We start from the raw sequence: 20,681 nt of genomic DNA on the forward strand, positions 1-20,681 counted from the left end.
CAACCTCGCCGGGTTCGATGCGGAAGCCGCGTACCTTGACCTGCTCGTCGACACGGCCGACGAACTCCAGCCAGCCGTCCGGGCGCCGGCGCACCACGTCGCCGGTCCGATACATCCGCTCCCCAGCGGCGAACGGACACGCCACGAAACGCTCCGCCGACAACCCCGCCCGGTTCAAATACCCCCGGGCCAGACCCGCTCCCGCGATGTACAACTCGCCCGGCACCCCAACAGGAACCGGACGCAGCTGGGCGTCGAGGACGTACAGCCGGGTGTTCGCCACCGGCGTGCCCATCGACACCACATCAGCCGCCGACAACGGCTCGCTGATCGACGCGTACACGGTCGACTCCGTCGGCCCGTACGCATTCACGAACCGCCGACCGGCAGACCAGCGCGCCACCAACCCTGACGGGCACGCCTCCCCCGCCACCACCACGACCGACAGGTCCGGCAGCCGATCCGGATTCGGCACCCCCGCCAGCACCGACGGGGGCAGGCAAAGGTGTGAGACCCGCTGCTCGGCCAGCACCCGCCCCAGTACGTCGCCCACCAGCGGCACGGACTCCTCCGCCACCACCAGCGCCGCGCCCGAGGCCAGCGCCAGCACGAACTCTCCGAACGCCACGTCGAAGCTGGGAGAGGTGAACTGCAACACCCGGCTCGACGGGCTGATCTCCAGCCGCTCCGCCTGCGACAACGCCAGACTCGCCACGCCCGCGTGGGAGACCACCACACCCTTGGGGGTGCCGGTCGAGCCCGAGGTGTAGATCACATACGCCGCCCCCGACAACTCCTGCTCCACCCCAGGGTCGGTCGCGGGATAGCCGGACACATCCGGCAACTCCTCCAGCACCACCACCGGGGCGGCGTCGGCCAGCATGAATTCGCGCCGCTCCACCGGATAGTCCGGATCCACCGGCAGATACGCGCCACCGGCCTTGCCGATCGCCAGTACCGCCACCATCAGCTCCACCGAGCGCGGCAGCGTCAACCCCACGATCCGCTCCGGCCCCACACCGCGCTCGACCAGCCAGTGCGCCAGCTGGTTCGCCCGCGCGTCCAGCTCGGCGTAGGTGAGCGACTCGCTGCCGCGGACGACGGCGGTCGCGTCCGGGGTGCGGTCCACCCACTGCCCGAACAGACCGGCCAGGCCCAGCTCCGGCACGTCGGCGGCGGTGTCGTTCCATCCCGGCAGCAACTCCGACCGCTCGGCCTCGGTCAGGATCTCCACCTGCCCGATCCGCCGCCCGGGATCGCCCACCACCTGCTCCAACAGCAGCACCCACCGCGCCACCAACCCCTCGACCGTGCTCCGATCGAACAGATCCGTCGAATACTCGACGACCGTCTCGATACCGGCCGGGGTGTTGTCCGGGCCGTCGGACCGTTCGGTGAGGGACAACATCATGTCGAAACGCGAGGTGCCGGTGCCGACGTCCTCATCGTGGATCTGCAGGCCCGGTACGTCGAAGTCTTCCTCAGACTCAGGCTGTAGCACCAAGGCGACCTGGAACAACGGGTGGTGCGCGGTGGAGCGTTGCGGGTTGAGCACCTCCACCAAGTGCTCGAACGGCACGTCATGATGGTCGTAGGCGGCCAGGCTGGCCTCCCGCACCCTGGCGACGAGCTCGGCGAAGCTCGGGTCACCGGAGGTGTCGGTGCGCAACACGAAGGTGTTGACGAAGAACCCGACCAGGTCTTCCAGCGCGCGGTCGGTACGACCGGCGGCCACACTGCCCAGCGGAACATCGGTGCCCGCGCCCAACCGGGTGAACAGCGCCGCGGTCGCCGCCTGCAACACCATGAACACCGTCGCGTTGGCGCCCAGCGCCAGCTCCGCCAACCGCCGATGCAGCGCCGCGTCCAGCTCGAAGACCACATGCGCGCCGTCATAGGACGCCATCGGCGGGCGGGGCCGGTCCGCCGGCAGATTGAGCTGCTCGGGCAACCCCGCCAGCTGCCGCTTCCAGTACTCCACCTGGCGGAAGTACAGACTCTCCGGATCGGACTCCTCCCCCAGCAACTCCCGCTGCCACAACGTGTAATCCACGTACTGCACCGGCAGCGGCTCCCACGCCGGCGCCTGCCCCGCCGCACGCGCGGTATAGGCGGCGAGCACGTCACGGGACAGCGGACCCATCGACCAGCCGTCACCGGCGATGTGATGAACGAGCAGCAGCAACACCGACTCGTCCGCGCCGGTCTCGAAGAGGCAGGCGCGGAACGGCAGCTCAGTGGACAGGTCGAAGGCGTAGCGGATGGCGTCTTCCAGGACCGGGGGCAGCGCCTCCTGGGTGACCGACCGCACCTGCCAGCCGAAGTCAGCCTGGTCGGCATCCACGATGACCTGCCGCGGCTCGTCGTCGACTTCGACGAACATGGTGCGCAGGGCCTCGTGCCGATTCACCAGGTCGCGTACGGCCGCGTACAGGGCCTCCCGGTCCACCTCGCCAGAAACCCGCAGCGCGAACGGCATGTTGTACGTCGCCGACGGGCCCTCCAGCTTGTGCAGGAACCACAACCGGCGCTGCGCGAAGGACAACGGCAGCACGTCCGGACGCGCGACAGGAACGAGTTCGGGGCGAGCGTGCTCACCGTGGTCCAGCCATGCCGTCAGCCCGGCCACCGTCGGCACGTCGAACAGCCTTTTGATGGGCAGTTCGATACCCATCACACTTCGGACCCGCACCAGCAACTGGATGGCCGAGAGCGAGTGACCACCCAGCTCGAAGAAGTTGTCGTGCACGCCAACCTGCGGTACGCCCAACACCTCGGCGAAAAGGCCGCAAAGTGCTTCTTCGCGCTGGTCACGGGGCCGTGTGCTGTCCAACGTCGTGCTCGCTTTCGTTCTGGGTGGATCACAATGGGCAGGCTGACGCCCCGGCTACTCAGGCGCGAGCTTCGTCCATGGCTTTGATCAGGCTCGCAGGACGCAGATCGGTCCAGTTCTGCTCGACGTACTCCAGGCAGGCGGCCCGGGTGTCTTCGCTCTTGGCCACGGTCCAGCCGGCGGGCACGTCGATGTCCGCGGGCCAGAGCGAGTGCTGGTTCTCGTCGTTGACCAGCACCAGGTAGTTACGGTCCGGGTCCTCGAAGGGGTTGCTCATGTCGTGCTCCTTATTCCGTGATGTGTTTCGGGTCGTTGATGGTCTGCCGGATTCGTTCCGCGATGATCGGTCCCACTTCCGCCAGCGGGCCGGGGTTCATCATGTTCGCGTGCCGGCAGGGGATCTCGCGGTAGTCGATGTCGCCGGCCACGTATGTGCGCCACAGCTCGGGGGTGAGCGGGCTGTCCGGTTCCTCGCTCGCCGCCAGCACCAGGATGTCGGCCGAGATGCGGCGATGGGTGAACCGGCTGCCGATCACGCCGTTGTTGATGATGATCCGGCCCATTGCCCAGAACTCCGCCTCGCTCAGGTTCGCCAGGGCGCTGTCTCTTTCCCGCAGCAGCTCCAGCAGTCGTTCGTAGGTGAGCGGGGTGTCGTCGGCGAGGTCCTCAAGCTTGATGTCCAGCATCTCGAGCACGCCGCCGTAGACGTCTGAGGGCTCGATCCGGGTCATGAGCTCGGCCAGTCCCTCCTCGAAGAGCTTCACCTCCCGTGGGTAGCAGTCGAGCAGAACCAGCAGGCCGACCTGTTGCCCCTTCTCTTCCAGCAGGGCGGCGATCTCGTGGGCGACGCGGCCACCGAACGACCAGCCCAGCAGGTAGTACGGGCCTTCGGGTTGCCGGGCCAGGATCTGCTCCAGGTAGTCGCGCGCCATCTCCTCGACCGACCCGGGCAGTTCCTCCTCGCCGGCCAGGCCGCGAGCCTGGATTCCGTACACCGGGAGGTTGCCGTCCAGGTGCCGGAGCAGGCCCGCGTAGGGCCAGGCCAGCCCGCTGCCGGGGTGGATGCAGAACAGTGGTTGCTGCCGGCGGCCTGGCCGGAGCGGCAGCAACACCTCAAGGGCGCTTCCTGTGTCGGCTCCGGTGCCGAGTTGTTCGGCGAGTTCGGCCACGGTGGGTGTGGCGAAGACGGCCCTGATGGGCAGTCCGGTGCCGCCGAGTACGGTGCGGATCCGGCCGATCAGGCGGATCGCCAGGAGCGAGTGGCCGCCGAGGTCGAAGAAGTTGTCGTCGATGCTGACGCGTTCGAGGCCGAGTACCTCGGCGAACAGAGCCGCCAGCACCTCCTCCTGCGGCGTGCGAGGCGCCCGACCGGCAGCCACCGACCCGAAGTCCGGAGCCGGCAACGCCTTGCGATCCACCTTCCCGTTCGGCGTCAACGGCACCGCATCGATCACCACCACCGCCGCCGGCACCATGTACTCCGGCAACCGCTCCGCCACGAACGAACGCACCACCCGCACATCGAGCCCATCCGCGGCCGGCACCACATACCCCACCAACTGCGCCCCGCCAGGCCCATCCACACACACCACGACCGCCTGAGCCACCAGCGGATGCGCCGCCAGCACCGCCCGCACCTCACCCGGCTCGATCCGGAACCCCCGAACCTTCACCTGCTCATCCGCCCGGCCGACGAACTCCAACTGCTCCTCAGCCGTCCACCGCACCAGATCCCCGGTCCGATACATCCGCGTACCAGACTCAAACGGACACGCCACAAAACGCTCCGCCGTCAACCCCGACCGGCCCCGGTACCCGCGAGCCACCTGCGCTCCCGACACATACAACTCACCCACCACACCGGCAGGCACCGGACGCAACTCGGCATCCAGCACATACGCCCGCACATTCCAGAACGGACGGCCGATCGGCACCGGTCCGGGACTTACCGCGTCCTGTGGCCCGATCCGGAAGTCGGTGCAGTTGACGGTCAGTTCCGTCGGGCCGTAGGCGTTGACCACCGTCACCCCGGGATGAGCCCGCCGCCACTCGGCGATCACCTCGCCCGACAGTGCTTCGCCGCCCAGGATCAGCATCTCTTCGGGCGACCAGTCCTCTGCCAGCCCGTCCAGCAACGGCAGGTGCGAAGGAGTCGCCTTGGCAAACGCCACCGGCGCTTCCGGAACCCCCGACACATCCTCCAACCGCGACAAATAGACCCGGCCACCCGACAACAACGTCGTGAACAACCCCGTCACCGTCAGATCAAACGCGATCGACGAATGCACCAGCGTCGCCCCCCGCGCCGCCGGATACTGATGCACCGCCCAATTCACGTAATTCGCGACCGCGCCATGCTCCACCACCACACCCTTGGGCTTACCGGTCGACCCAGAGGTGTAAATCACATACGCCGGATTCGCCCACTCCACCCGCGAAACCAGATTCGACCCCGGATAGTCCGAAACATCCGGCAACTCCTCCAGCACCAACACCGGGGCAGCATCCGCCAACGTCGCCGAAACCCGCTCCACCGGATACTCCGGATCCACCGGCACATACGCCCCACCGGCCTTCAACACCCCCAACACCGCGACCACCAAATCCACCGACCGCGGCAACACCACCCCCACCAAAACCTCCGGCCCAACCCCCCGCTCCACCAACCAATGCGCCAACCGATTCGCCCGGACATTCAACTCCCCATACGACACCGACTCCCCACCGGCGACCACCGCCACCGCATCGGGGGTGGTGGCGGCCTGGGCCTCGAACAGGTCGGCCAGGGTCAGTTCGGGCACGGGGTGATCGGTGGCGTTCCATGTGTCCAGCAGCCGGCGCCGTTCGGCGTCGGTGAGGATGTCGATCTCGTGGACCGGCCGTTGCGGCTGGGCCGCGGCTTGCTCCATCAGCCGGACCAGCCGGGCCGCGATGGCCTCGGCGGCGCGGTGGTCGAACAGGTCGGTGGCATAGCGCAGCGAACCGCTCAGCCCGGCCGGCTCGCCGGTGTCGGTGAACACCTCGTGGACGATGAAGTGCAGGTCGTGCCGCGCGGCCTTGGAGCCGGCGTCGATGAAGCGGGCGTCCAGGCCGGGGAACGCCGGCTCGGGGTCGCCGGCGTTGCCGAAGGTCAGCATCACCTGGAACAGCGGGTGCAGGTTGGCGAAGCGTTCCGGGTTGAGGATCTCCACCAGCCGGTCGAAGGGCAGATCCTGGTGCGCGTACGCTGCCAGGTTGGTCTCTCGCACCCGGCCGACAAGCTCGGTGAAGGTGGGCGTGCCGGACATGTCAGTTCGCAACACCAGGGTGTTGATGAAGCAGCCGATCAGCTCGTCGAGGGCTTCGTCGGTGCGTCCGGCGCTCGGCGCCCCCAGCACGATGTCGTCGCCCGCGCCCAGCCGGGACAGCAGCCCGGCGATCGCCGCCTGCACCGTCATGAACACGCTGGCGCCGGACTCGGCCGCCACGTTCGCCAGTGCCCGGTGCACGTCCATGGGCAGCCGGAAACCGACCATCCCACCGGCGTGGCTGGGCTGGGCCGGGCGGCGCCGGTCGCGCGGCAACGCCAGCTCCTCCGGCGCTCCGGCGAGGTTCTGCCGCCAGAACGCCACCTGCCCCGAGATCACGCTGTCCGGGTCCTCCTCGGAACCCAGGGCCTGCCGTTGCCACTCGGTGTAGTCGGCGTACTGCACCGGCAGTTCCGCCCACTTCGGTGCCTGACCGGCGGACCGCGCGGCGTAGGCGATGCCGAGGTCGCGTACCAGCGGGGCCGTCGACCAGCCGTCGCAGGCGATGTGATGGACCAGGACGAGCAGCACCGCGTCGCCGTCGGCGACGTCGAACAGCCACGTGCGGAGTGGTATCTCGGTGGCCAGGTCGAAGCCGTGGCCGACGGCGGCCGACAGCGTCCCGGTCAGCTCCGCCTCGGTCACCGGGCGCCGCTCCCACGGCGGCTCGACCGCGTCCAGCACCCGTTGCTCGGGTACGCCGTCGACCTCGGGGAACACGGTGCGCAGGGTTTCGTGCCTGATCATCACGTCGCGTACGGCGTCGCGGAGCGCGTCGTGGTCCAGCGGACCGGAGATCCGCAGGGCCAGCGGCATGTTGTAGGTGGCCGACGGCCCTTCGAGGCGGTACAGGAACCACAACCGGCGTTGTGCGAACGACAGCGGCACCACGTCCGGGCGGGCGACCTGCCGCAGTGTCGTGCGGGCCTGGTCACCGCCGTGCAGATGCCGGACCAGGTCGGCCACGGTCGGGGCCTCGAACACGGCCCCGATCGGCAACTCGACGCCGAACGCGGTCCTGATCCGGCTCACCAGGCGGGTGGCCAGCAGCGAGTGGCCACCCAGCTCGAAGAAGCTGTCGTCGATGCCCACCCGCTCCAGGCCGAGCACCTCGGCGAACAAGCCGCACAGCACCTCTTCCTGGGGTGTCCGCGGTTCCCGTCCGGTGCTGAGCAGCCCATAGTCGGGCGCGGGCAACGCCTGCCGGTCCAGCTTGCCGATCGGCGACAACGGCAGTTCGTCGAGCAGCATGAACGCCGCCGGCACCATGTGTTCCGGCAGCCAGGTACGCAGCCGCAGCCGCAGCTCGCGGTTGAGTTCCACCAGCCTTCGCGACCCCGCCGGATTGTTCGCGTATGCCGCATGGCCCTGACCTGGCGCGGTTCCCCGGTACGCCGCCACGGGGCCCGTGTGGGCGGCGGGCAGCAGCACCGCGTCGAAGCAGTCCTCCCGCGCCGACCAGGTGAGCACGGCCTGGAATCCGGCCGCGGCGGCCAGGGCGTGCACCTGCTCGGGATCGAGTCCGGCACCGCCCGCCGCCGGACCGGGCCGGAGTGCCCGCAGCGCCGCGGAGTCCGCCCGCAGGCGGCCGTTCGGCACGGCGTTGACCCGGATTCCGTGCGGGTGGTCGCGCAGGAGTGCCGGGATCCGGTCGGGATCGGCGCCGGTCTCCTCCCAGTGGATCTCGGGCAGCTCGGCCCGAACCGGCTCCAGCGGTGACTTGCAGATCACTACCTCGTACCGGAAGCGGGAGAGCTCATTGTCGAACGCACCGCGCTTGAGCCGGATGTCGACACCGCCGATGTCCGCGATGCTCTCGCCCAGGCTGACGAAGAAGTCCGGGTCGAGCAGCAGCTCCTCTTCCACCATGACCTTCTGGTCGAGCACCGCCCGCGCGGCGCTCGCCTCGGTGCCGAGGTCGAACCGGTGGCCGACGACGCCCGCCTGCAGGGTGCGCAGCAGCCGCAGGTTACGGATGTCGCCCAGGTAGAGAGAGCCGCCGGGGGTCAGCAGGTCCATGCACGTGCGGATGACGTCGATCAGATAGTCGACGCGCGGGAAGTACTGGACCACCGAGTTGACGACGATGGTGTCGAAGAAGTCCCGGGGCAGCCCGGTGGGATCATCGGCCGGCTGCACCCGCAGCGTGGTCCACGAGACGAGCGTGTCATGATCGCGCAGTGCGGCCCGCAGCCCGTCGATGGCGGTGGATGACAGGTCGGTGCCCCAGTACGACGCGCAGTGCGGCGCCACCTGAGAAAGGATCAGGCCGTTGCCGACGCCGATTTCGAGCACGTTCTCCGGCTTCAGCCGCAGGATCTCCTCGACCGCCGCCGCCCGCCACCGCAGCATCTCCGACAGGGGGATCGGCGAGCCGTCGTAGCTGCTCTTCCAGACGCCGAAGCTCTCCCAGAAGTCATCGGAGCCGGCCTGGTCCTGGTACACCGAGTCGTACACCTGCTGCCAGGAACCGACCTGTCCATCCTCTTCGGCGGTGTCCCGGCCGGCGAGCCAGCCCGGCTCGGGCACGACGTAGCCGACCAGATCCGGCCCGTCAGGACCGTCGTCGCGGACCATCACCGCGGCCTCGGCGATGCCGTCCTGCCGGGCCAGGGTGGCCTCGATCTCGCCGAGTTCGATCCGGAAGCCGCGGACCTTGACCTGGTCGTCGACCCGGCCCAGGAAGTCCAGCCCGTTGGCGCGCCACCGGGCCAGGTCGCCTGTGCGGTACATCCGGGTGCCCGGCACGTACGGGTTGGCGACGAAGCGTTGCGCGGTGAGGCCGGGCTGGTTGAGGTAGCCCCTGGCCAGCGCCGGGCCGGCCAGGTACAGTTCGCCGGCCACGCCGGGCGGGGCCGGGTTGAGCCGCGCGTCCAGCACGTAGGCCCGCAGCCCGGGCAGCGGCAGCCCGATGGACGGTGTGTCCTCGGCCGCCGGAATGTCGGCGACCGTGGCCCAGACCGTGGCTTCCGTCGGCCCGTAGAGGTTGACCACCGCACTGCCCACGGCGTGCAGCTGCGCCGCCAGAGGGCCGGACAGTTGCTCACCACCCACCAGCAGCCGCACCCCGCGCAGCCCTTCGGGGGCCACCGCCACCATCGTCCGATACACCGATGGCGTGGCCTGGAAGATGGTGGCCCCGGTATCGGCGATCAGGCAGGACAGCGCCGCCGGGTCCTTGGCCGTCTCGGTCGGCGCGATCTCCACGCGGCCGCCGTGGCACAGCGGCGCGAACAGCTCCAGCGCGGCGATGTCGAAGGCGACCGTGGTCGCCGCCACCAGATGGTCCGCGGCCGTGATGGCCAGCCGCTCCCCGACGCCGGCCAGGAAACCGGCGATGCTCTCCCTGGAGATCATCACACCCTTGGGGAGGCCGGTGGAGCCGGAGGTGTAGATGACGTACGCGGTGCCGTCCGGGTCTCGCTCCGCTTCGGCCAGATCCTCGCCGCCGAGCCCGGCCAGCTCGGCTTCGAGCGTCGCGTCGCCCAGCAGCAGCGCGGGCACGTCGGACGGGGGCAGGTCCCGCAGCACTTCAGCGGTGGTGAGCAAGGCCACAGGGGCCGCGTCGGCCAGCAGGTACGCGAGCCGGTCCGCCGGATGGCTCGGATCCAACGGCAGGTACGCCGCGCCGGCCTTCCACGCCGCGAGCATCGCCACCACCAGATCCGCCGAGCGGGGCAGGGCCAGGGCGACCACCTGTTCGGCGCCGATGCCACGGGCGGACAGGAGCCGGGCCAGCCGGTTCGCGCGCGTGTTCAGCTCGGAGTAGCTCAGGGCGACGCCGCCGCACCGCACAGCCACGGCGTCCGGAGTGCGTCCGGCCTGACGCTCGATCCGCTGGTGCACCGGCTCCGGCGCCGGCGGGTCGTCGGTCGTGGCACCCAGCAGCTGGGCGCGTTCCGTGGCCGACAGCAGCTCCGCCTGCCCGATCCGGACCGAGGGATCGCGCACCACCGTCTCGAGCAGGTTGCGGTACCAGGACGCCAGCCGCGCCACGGTGTCGCGGTCGAACAGCTCGGTGGCGTACTCGAAGGCGCCGACCAGGCCCTCCCGCGCGCCGGTATCGGTATACGTTTCGACCAGGTTCAGGAACAGGTCGAACTTGGCGCTCTCGGTCTCCAGAGGGTAGGGCTCGACCTCCATGTCGTAGATCTCCATGGCGGGCAGGTCGACGTTCTGCAGCGCGAACATCACCTGGAACAGCGCGTTGCTGGACCGCGACCGGGTCGGGTTGATCGCCTCGACCAGGGTCTCGAACGGCAGGTCCTGGTGCCCGTACGCGGCCAGGTCCGCGGCCCGCACCCGGGCCAGCAGTTCGGTGAACGGGGGGTTGTCCGCCGTGTTCGTCCGCAGCACCAGGGTGTTGACGAAGAAGCCGACCAGCTCGTGCAGGGCGTCGTCGGTCCGCCCGGCGATCGGGACGCCGAGTGGGATGTCGGTGCCGGCGCCGGTCCGGGTGAGCAGCGCGGCGAACGCCGACTGGAGCACCATGAAGAGCGTGGTCTGGTGCCGGGCGGCGAGGTCGGCCAGAGCCTCGTGCAACTCGGCGTCCAGGGTGAACGACACCGCGTCCCCGCGGAAGCTGGCCACCGCCGGCCGGGGGCGGTCGGTGGGCAGGCTGATTTGAGCCGGCATGCCGGCCAGGGCGTCCTTCCAGAACGCCAGTTGCTGCCCGGCGAGACTGTCCGGGTCGTCCAGGTCACCGAACAGGTCCCGTTGCCAGATCGAGTAGTCGGCGTACTGGACCGGCAGCGGCGTCCAGTCCGGCTCCCTGCCCTGCAGTCGTGCCTGGTAGGCCAGGCCGAGATCGTGCATCAGGGGCGCGCGGGACGAGCCGTCGCCGGCGATGTGGTGCAGCAGCAGGACCAGCACCTGCTCGGCCCCGTCCTCGGTGACGAACAGCCAGGCGCGGACGGGTGGTGCTGCGACCAGGTCGAAGCGGTGGCCTACCGCCTCCCGGACCGCCTGGTCCAGCCGGTCCGCGGCCACCGGGACGACGCTGAGTTCCAGGCCCGCCTGGTCCAGGTCGAGCACGATCTGCCGAGGCTCGCCGTCCACCTCGGGAAAGACGGTACGCAGCGATTCGTGCCGGCTGAAGACGTCCCGCAGCGCCGCGCCGAGTGCCGCGTGGTCCACCTGCCCGGACAGGCGCACCGCGAACGGCCAGTTGTACGTCGCGCTCGGCCCCTCCATCTGGTGCAGGAACCACAGCCGGAGCTGCGCGAAGGACAGCGGCAGCACCTCCGGACGGGGCATCGGGGTCAGGGCGGGACGCGCCTGGCCGCCGGAGTCGAGCAGCGTGGCCAGTTCGGCCACGGTGGGTGTGGCGAAGACGGCTCTGATGGGCAGTTCGACGCCGAGTACGGTGCGGATCCTGGCGATCAGGCGGGTGGCCAGCAAGGAATGCCCGCCGAGGTCGAAGAAGCCGGCTTCGACGCTGACGCGTTCGAGGCCGAGTACCTCGGCGAACAGGGCCGCCAGCACCTCCTCCTGCGGCGTGCGAGGCGCCCGCCCTGCGGCCACCGACCCGAAGTCCGGAGCCGGCAGCGCCTTGCGATCCACCTTGCCGTTCGGCGTCAACGGCACCGCATCGATCACCACCACCGCCGCCGGCACCATGTACTCCGGCAACCGCTCCGCCACGAACGAACGCACCGCCCGCACATCGAGCCCATCCGCGGCCGGCACCACATACCCCACCAGCCGCCGATCCCCCGGCGCGTCCTCACGAACAACGACCACCGCCTGAGCCACCAGCGGATGCGCCACCAGCACCGCCCGCACCTCACCCGGCTCGATCCGGAACCCCCGAACCTTCACCTGCTCATCCGCCCGGCCGACGAACTCCAACTGCTCCTCAGCCGTCCACCGCACCAAATCCCCGGTCCGATACATCCGCGTACCAGACTCAAACGGACACGCCACAAAACGCTCCGCCGTCAACCCCGACCGACCCCGATACCCGCGAGCCACCTGCGCCCCCGACACATACAACTCACCCACCACACCAGCAGGCACCGGACGCAACTCGGCATCCAGCACATACGCCCGCACATTCCAGAACGGACGGCCGATCGGCACCGGCCCAGGACTCACCACAACCCGCGGCCCGATCCGGAAGTCGGTGCAGTTGACGGTCAGCTCCGTCGGGCCATACGCGTTGACCACCGTCACCCCGGGATGAGCCCGCCGCCATTCCGCGACCACCTCACCCGACAGCGCCTCCCCACCCAGAATCAGCATCTCCCCGGGCGACCAGTCCTCAGCCAGCCCCTCCAGCAACGGCAGATGCGAAGGAGTCGCCTTGGCAAACGCCACCGGCACCCCCGGAACCCCCGACACGTCCTCCAACCGCGACAAATACACCCGGCCACCCGACAACAACGTCGTGAACAACCCCGTCACCGTCAGATCAAACGCGATCGACGAATGCACCAGCGTCGCCCCCCGCGCCGCCGGATACTGATGCACCGCCCAATTCACGTAATTCGCGACCGCGCCATGCTCCACCACCACACCCTTGGGCTTGCCGGTCGACCCAGAGGTGTAAATCACATACGCCGGATTCGCCCACTCCACCCGCGAAACCGGATTAACCGCCGGATAACCGGCAACATCCGGCAGCTCCTCCAGCACCAACACCGGGGCGGCATCCGCCAACGTCGCCGAAACCCGCTCCACCGGATACTCCGGATCCACCGGCACATACGCCCCACCGGCCTTCAACACCCCCAACACCGCGACCACCAAATCCACCGACCGCGGCAACACCACCCCCACCAAAACCTCCGGACCAACCCCCCGCTCCACCAACCAATGCGCCAGCCGATTCGCCCGGACATTCAACTCCCCATACGACACCGACTCCCCACCGGCGACCACCGCCACGGCGTCCGGTGCCCGGCGTGCCTGCTGCTGGAACAGTTCGGTCAGGGTCAGTTCGGGGGTGTCCACGGCTGTGTCGTTCTTTCCGGAGAGGAGCTCGACCCGCTCGGTTTCGGTGAGCAGCTCGGCGTGTCCGATGGGCCTGCTGGGGTCGGCGACGAACTGTTCGAGCAGCCGAGCGAAGCGGGCCATCAGCGTTTCGGCCGCGGCCGCGCTGAACACGTCGGTGGAGTACTTGATCGCGCCGCTCACGCCGGCGGGCACGCCCATCTCGTCGTGGTGCTCGACCACGTGGACGGACAGGTCGACCTTGGCGGCGTCGAAGTCGAGTTGCTCCGCGCCGACCTGGGTTCCTGGCACGGTGAACTGCTCGCTGGGGTTGTCCTGCTGGACCAGCATCACCTGGAACAGCGGGTGGTAGGCCCGTGAGCGCCGGGGGTTGAGCACCTCCACGAGGTGCTCGAAAGGAATGTCCTGGTGGGCGTAGGCGTCCAGGCTCGTCTGGCGGACCCGGTCCACCAGTTCCTCGAACGAGGGGTTCCCGGCGGTGTCGGTGCGCAACACCAGCGTGTTGACGAAGAAGCCCACCAGGTCATCCAGGGCTTCGTCCATCCGGCCCGCGATCGGCGACCCGATCGGGATGTCCGTTCCGGCGCCCAGCCTGGTCAGCAGGCCGGCGACCGCCGCCTGCAGGACCATGAACACGGTGGCACCCGACTGCAGGGCCAGGTCGTCCAGCGCCTGGTGCAGCTCGGCGTCGAACTGGAAGTTCACGTACGAACCCCGGTACGAGGCGACTGCCGGGCGGGGCTTGTCGGTGGGCAGCGTGATCTGCTCGGGCAGCCCGGCCAGTTGCCGGGTCCAGTAGGCGAGCTGCCGGCCGAGCACGCTGTCCGGGTCGTTCTCGTCGCCGAGCAGCTGCCACTGCCAGAGGCTGTAGTCGGCGTACTGGACCGGCAGCGGTTCCCAGCTCGGCGCGTGCCCGGCGGCGCGAGCGGTGTAGGCGGTGAGCACGTCACGGGCCAGCGGGCCCATCGACCAGCCGTCGCTGGCGATGTGGTGCAGCAGTAGGACCAGCACCCACGATTCGGCGGAGACCTCGAACAGCCAGGCCCGGATGGGGACTTCCGTGGCCAGGTCGAACGCGTGGCCGGCGGCGGCCTCGAGTGCGCCCGGCAGGTCGGGCTCGGTGACCTGGCTGACCTGCCAGCCGAAGTCGACCTGGGCCGGGTCCAGGATCACCTGCCGGGGTTCGCCGTTCACCTCGGTGAAGACCGTCCGCAGCGATTCGTGCCGGCCGATCACGTCGAGCAGGGCGGCTCGCAACACGGCCGGGTCGAGGTTCCCGGACAGCCGCAGCGGCAGCGGCACGTTGTAGGTGGCGCTCGGCCCTTCCATCTGGTGCAGGAACCACAGCCGGCGCTGCGCGAAGGACAGCGGGATCGCCTCCGGCCGCGGCATCGGCACCAGCGCGGTCCGCACCTCGCTCTCGTCGATGTCCAGCCGTTCCACCAGGCCGGCCACGGTCGGGGACTCGAACAGCAGCCGGAAGGGCAGTTCGACGTGCAGCACGCTCCTGATCCGGCTGACCAGCCGGGTGGCCAGCAGCGAATGGCCGCCCAGGTCGAAGAAGCTGTCGTCGATGCTCACCCGGTCCAGTTCCAGGATTTCGGCGAACAGGCCGCAGAGGATTTCCTCCTGCCTGTTCCGTGGCGCGCGGCCGCCATCGGCGCCGCTGTAGTCCGGCTTGGGCAGGGCCGCGCGGTCGATCTTGCCGTTCGGCGTGAGCGGCATCGTCTCCAGGGACACGATGGCGGACGGCACCAGGTATTCGGGTACCTGCTGGGCCAGCCTGCTCAGCAGGTCGGCCGGAACAGCGTCGGGTTCGCCCACGATGTAGGCGACCAGGCGGGCGTCGCCGGGGGTGTCCTCGCGGGCGATCACCACCGCCTGCCGGATTCCGGGGTGCGCGGCCAAAGCCACTTCGACCTCGCCGGGTTCGATCCGGAAGCCGCGTACCTTGACCTGCTCGTCGGAGCGGCCGACGAACTCAAGCTGGCCGTCCGCGCGGCGGCGCACCACGTCGCCGGTGCGGTACATCCGCTCGCCGGCGGCGAACGGGCACGCCACGAAACGCTCCGCGGTCAGCCCGGTCCGGTTGGCATAGCCCCGGGCCAGGCTCGCTCCCGCGATGTACAACTCGCCCGGCACCCCGGCGGGGACCGGACGCAGCTGGGCGTCGAGGACGTACAGCCGGGTGTTCGCCACCGGCGTGCCGATCGGCGCCACATCAACCGCCGACAACGCACCGCTCATCGACGCGCACACCGTCGACTCCGTCGGCCCGTACGCATTGACGAACCGCCGGCCCGAAGACCAGCGCGCCACCAACCCCGGCGGACACGCCTCCCCCGCCACCACCACGACCGCCAGATCCGGCAGCCGATCCGGATCCGGCACCCCCGCCAGCACCGACGGCGGCAACGTCACATGCGACACTTGCTGCTCGGCCAGCACCCGCTCCAGCACCTCACCCGCCAACGGCGCAGACTCCGCCGCCACCACCAACGCCGCCCCCGAAGCCAACGCCAGCACCAGCTCCCAGAACGCCGCATCGAAACTCGGCGAAGCAAACTGCAACACCCGAGACGAAGCCGAAACCCCCAACCGCTCCGCCTGCGACCGCGCCAGGCTCGCCGCGCCCGCGTGAGAGACCACCACACCCTTGGGGGTGCCGGTCGAGCCCGAGGTGTAGATCACATACGCCGCCCCCGACAACTCCTGCTCCACTCCAGGAGCGGTCGCGGGATAGCCGGACACGTCCGGCAGCTCCTCCAGCACTACGACCGGGGCGGCGTCGGCCAGCATGAACTCACGCCGCTCCACCGGATAGTCCGGATCCACCGGCACATACGCGCCGCCAGCCTTACCGATCGCCAGCACCGCCACCACAAGGTCAACCGACCGCGGCAGCAACACACCGACCCGATGCTCCGGCCGCACACCCCGAGCGATCAGCCAATGCGCCAGCTGGTTCGCCCTGGCGTCCAACTCGGCGTAGGTGACCGACTCACCACCGCAAACGACAGCAGTCGCATCCGGAGTGCGCTCCACCCACCGCCCGAACAGACCGGCCAAGCCCAGCTCCGGCACCTCAGCCGCGGTGTCATTCCACCCCGACACCAACTCCGACCGCTCCGCCCCGGACAGAATCTCCACCTGCCCGATCCGCCGCCCGGGATCGCCCACCACCTGCTCCAACAGCAGCACCCACCGCGCCACCAGCGTCTCGACCGTGCTCCGATCGAACAGGTCGGTCGAATACTGCGCCAGCGCCTCGATTCCGGTGGGCTCACCGGTGCCGTCGTGGTGTTCCATGGCGCTGATCTCGAAGTCGACCTTGGACACGTCCAGGTCGACCTGCTCGAGTCCGACCCTGATGCCGGGCAGGGCGAAGTCCGCCGTGGTGGCGTTCTGCAGGCCCACGATCACCTGGATCAGCGGGTGGTGGGCGGTGGAACGGTTGGGGTTCAGCCTTTCCACCAGGTACTCGAAGGGCACGTCCTGGTGTGCGTAGGCCTCCAGGCTGGTGCGCCGGACCCGGTCCAGCAGTTCGGCGAAGGTGGGATCGCCGGCGGTGTCGGTGCGCAGCACCAGGGTGTTGACGAAGAACCCGACCAGATCCTCAAGGGCGTCATCGGTGCGTCCCGCGACCGGCGATCCCAGCGGGACGTCGGTGCCGGCGCCCAGCCGGGTCAGCAGGGCGGCCGTGGCGGCCTGCAACACCATGAACACCGTGGCGCCGGACTGCCTGGCCAGCCGGACGATGCCCCGGTGCAGTCCGGCGTCGAGCTGGAAGCTCAGGTAGGCGCCCCGGTAGGACGCCACCGGCGGGCGGGGCCGGTCCGTGGGCAGGCTGAGCTGCTCGGCCAGCCCGGCCAGCTGCCGGGTCCAGTAATCCACCTGCTGGGCGAACGCGCTGTCCGGGTCGTGATCGGCTCCCAGCAGCTGCCGCTGCCACAATGTGTAGTCGGCGTACTGCACCGGCAGCGGCTCCCACGCCGGCGCCTGCCCCGCCGCGCGCGCGGTGTAGGCGGTGAGCACGTCACGGGCCAGCGGGCCCATCGACCAGCCGTCACCGGCGATGTGGTGGATCAGCATCAGCAGCACGTACTCGTCGCCGCCGCAGTCGAACAGGGTGACGCGGACCGGGATCTGCCGGGCCAGGTCGAAGGCGTGCCGGACCTCGTCGCGGAGGTCGGTGGTCAGGGTGTCCTGGGTCGCCCGCCGTACCTGCCAGCCGAAGTCGATCCGGGCCAGGTCGACCACCTGCTGCGCCGGCTCGCCGTCCGCCTCGGCGAAGATCGTGCGCAGTGACTCGTGCCGGCCGATCACGTCGGCCAGCGCGGCCCGCAGGACCTGCGGGTCCAGCTTCCCGCTCAGCCGCAGGACCAGGGGCATGTTGTACGTCGCGCTCGGCCCTTCCAAGTGGTGCAGGAACCACAGCCGGCGCTGCGCGAACGACAACGGCACCACCTCGGGCCGCTGCTGCGCCACCAACGCCGGCCGGGTCGATGCGCCGGCGCCGGCGCCTATGCTCGCGGCCAGACCTGCCACGGTCGGGGTCTCGAAGACGGCCGCGATCGGCACCTCCGTCCCGAACGCGGACCGGAGCCTGCCTACCAACCGGGTCGCGAGCAACGAATGCCCGCCACGGTCGAAGAAACTGTCGTGGATGCCGACCCGGTCCACTTCCAGGAGCCCGGCGAACAGTCCGCACAGAACTTCTTCCACGGGCGTGCGCGGGCCCATGAACTCGCCGCCGTCGCCGACGTGCTCCGGCTTGAGCAACGCGCGCCGGTCCACCTTCCCGTTCGGTGTCAGCGGCACCCCGTCAAGCGGCACCAACGTGGCCGGAACCAGGTAGTCGGGCAGCCGGTCCGCCAGGTAGGCGCGCAGTTCGACGGGCTCCACGTCGGTGGCGGGCACGAAGTAGCCGACCAATTGCTGGGCGTCGGCGATCACCACCGCCTGGAGTACCGCCGGGTGCGCGGCCAGCATCGCCTGCACCTCGCCGGGCTCGACCCGGAAGCCGCGCAGCTTCACCTGCTCGTCGACTCGGCCGGCGAACAGCAGCCGTCCGTCGGCGGTCCATCGCGCCAGGTCTCCGGTGCGGTACATCCGCTGGCCGGCGGCGAACGGGCTGGCCACAAACCGTTCCGCGGTCAGGGCGGGCTGGTGTGCGTATCCGCGGGCCACCCCGGCGCCGGCCACGTACAGCTCGCCGGATACGCCGACCGGCACCGGTCGCAGTGCCTCGTCCAGCACGTACACCTGGGTGTTCGTGATCGGCGTACCGATGGCCGGCCAGGTCCCGACGGTCGCGGCGACGGTGGTCTCGGTCGGGCCGTACGCGTTGTGCAGCCGGACCCGCTCGGTCCAGGTCTCGGCCACCGCGGCGGACAGCGCCTCACCTCCACTCACCACGCATCGCAGGCCCGGCATGTCCGGCATCGTTTCCAGCACCGCGGCCGGCACCTGCACGTGGGTCGCGTCGCCCTCGCCCAGCACCAGTTCGGCACCGCTGAGCAGACTGATCACCAGGTCGGCGACGGACACGTCGAAACTCGGCGAAACCAATTGCCGCACCGTGCTGTGCTGGTCGACGCCGAGGCGCTCAATGTGGTCCAGGGCCAGGTTCACGATGTTGCCGTGGCTGACCACCACGCCCTTCGGCGTCCCGGTCGACCCGGAGGTGTAGATCACGTACGCCGCGTTCGCCGGCACCGCCGGGCAGGGCACGGGGCCGTCGTCATGGGCCAGTGTTTCGGGCAGGTCGCGGAGCACCAGCACCGGCTTCAGGTCGGTGAGGAGGGCGGCGATCCGCTCCTTCGGGTGCGCCGGATCGATGGGTACGTAGGCGCCGCCGGCCTTCCACACGGCCAGCACGGCCACCACCAGCTCCACCGACCGTGGCAGCACCAGTGCCACGTGGGTGTCCGGGCGCACTTCGTGCTCGATCAGCCACCGGGCCAGGCGGTTGGAGCGCCGGTCCAGCTCCGCGTAGGTGAGCGAAGCCACCGCGATGCCGGCGGGGGTCCTGGCGGCCTGCGCGGCGAAGAGTTCGGGAACGGTGGCAGCGGGTACCGGACGCGTGGTGTCGTTCCAGGTCATCAGCATCCGCTCGGCTTCGGCCTGGTCCAGCAGCGGTATCCGGCTGACGGGGAGGGACGCGTCGGCCAGCACCTCGCCGATGAGCCGCGCCCACCGGGATAGCAGGCTCTCGACGGTGCTCTGGTCGAACAGGTCCACCGCGTACTCGGCCAGCACGTCCACGCCGGCCGCGGCGCCGTCCTCGTGGTGCCGCTCGAGCACGTTGACCCAGAGGTCGAGCCGGGTGATGCCGAGCTCGACGTTCTCGACGCCGACCCGCAGTCCGGGCAGGTCGAAATGTCCCTCGGGGGCGTTGTGCAGCGTGAGCATCACTTGGAAGAGGGAGTGGTGGGCGGTGGAGCGGTTGGGGTTGAGGACTTCCACCAGGTGCTCGAAGGGCACGTCCTGGTGTTGGTAGGCGTCCAGGCTGGTGTGCCGCACCTGATCCAGCAGTTCGGCGAAGGTGGGATCGCCGGAGGTGTCGGTACGCAGCACCACCGTGTTGACGAAGAGCCCGACCAGATCCTCGAGGGCATCATCGGTGCGGCCCGCGACACCGCTGCCCAGCGCGATGTCGGTGCCGGCGCCCAGCCGGGTGAACAGCGCGGCCATCGCCGCCTGCAACACCATGAACACCGTCGCGCCCGACTGGCGGGCCAGCTCGACCAGGTCCCGGTGCAACGCGGCGTCCAGGTGGAATGGCACGGTCGCGCCCTGGTAGGAGGCGACCGACGGTCGGGGCCGGTCGGTGGGGAGATCGAGCCGCTCGGGCAGGCCCGTCAGCTGCCGCTTCCAGTACTCCACCTGCTCGGCGAAGGCACTGTCCGAGTCGGACTCCTCCCCCAGCAACTCCCGCTGCCACAGGGTGTAGTCGGCGTACTGCACCGGCAGCGGCTCCCACGCCGGCGCCTGCCCCGCCGCGCGCGCGGTGTAGGCGGTGAGCACGTCACGGGCCAGCGGCGCCAGTGACCAGCCGTCGCCGGCGATGTGGTGGATCAGCAACAACAGCACATACTCATCCGCGCCGAGCTCGAACAGGGTGACCCGCACCGGAATCTCCGCCGACAGATCAAACCCGTACCGGGCCGCCCCCTCCAACGCCGCAGCAAGCTCCCGCTCACCGACCCGCGACACCCGCCAGCCGAAATCCGCCTCCCCCGCCTCGACCACCCGCTGCGCCGGCTCACCATCCACCTCGACGAAAACCGTCCGCAACGACTCATGCCGGCCCACCACATCAGCCAGCGCCGCCCGCAACACCCCCGGATCCAACCGCCCCGACAACCGCAACGCCAACGGCATGTTGTACGTCGCCGACGGCCCCTCCAACCGATGCAAAAACCACAACCGCCGCTGAGCAAACGACACCGGCACCACCAACGGCCGATCCCGCACCCCCAGCACCGCCCGCACCGGACCCCCACCGGCCTCCAGACGACCAGCCAACCCCGCCACCGTCGGAGACTCAAACACCGCCACAATCGGCAGCTCCACCCCAAAAGCCCGACGAACCCGGCTCACCA

Annotated in this window: 3 protein-coding genes; all 3 read right to left on the reverse strand. The window is 69.8% G+C overall.

Features of this window, described 5'->3' with window-relative positions; translation table 11 throughout:
• Window positions 1-2,749, reverse strand: a 2,749-nt coding sequence (locus tag ACFPZ3_RS15325) for a non-ribosomal peptide synthetase (RefSeq protein WP_379514757.1), incomplete at its 3' end; no start/stop codon positions are given.
• A gap of 142 nt (window positions 2,750-2,891) precedes the next feature.
• Complete coding sequence (locus ACFPZ3_RS15330; protein ID WP_379514758.1) at window positions 2,892-3,110, reverse strand: MbtH family protein; 219 nt, start codon at window positions 3,108-3,110, stop codon at window positions 2,892-2,894.
• A 10-nt stretch (window positions 3,111-3,120) separates the two neighbouring features.
• Complete coding sequence (locus tag ACFPZ3_RS15335; RefSeq protein WP_379514759.1) at window positions 3,121-20,679, reverse strand: non-ribosomal peptide synthase/polyketide synthase; 17,559 nt, start codon at window positions 20,677-20,679, stop codon at window positions 3,121-3,123.
• Window positions 20,680-20,681: the final 2 nt, after the last annotated feature.

The organism is Nonomuraea insulae (assembly GCF_042656245.1).

Coding starts and splice junctions, on each gene's coding strand:
- ACFPZ3_RS15330 (WP_379514758.1), bottom strand. CDS start 3,110: ATGAGCAACCCCTTCGAGGACCCGGACCGTAACTACCTGGTGCTGGTC.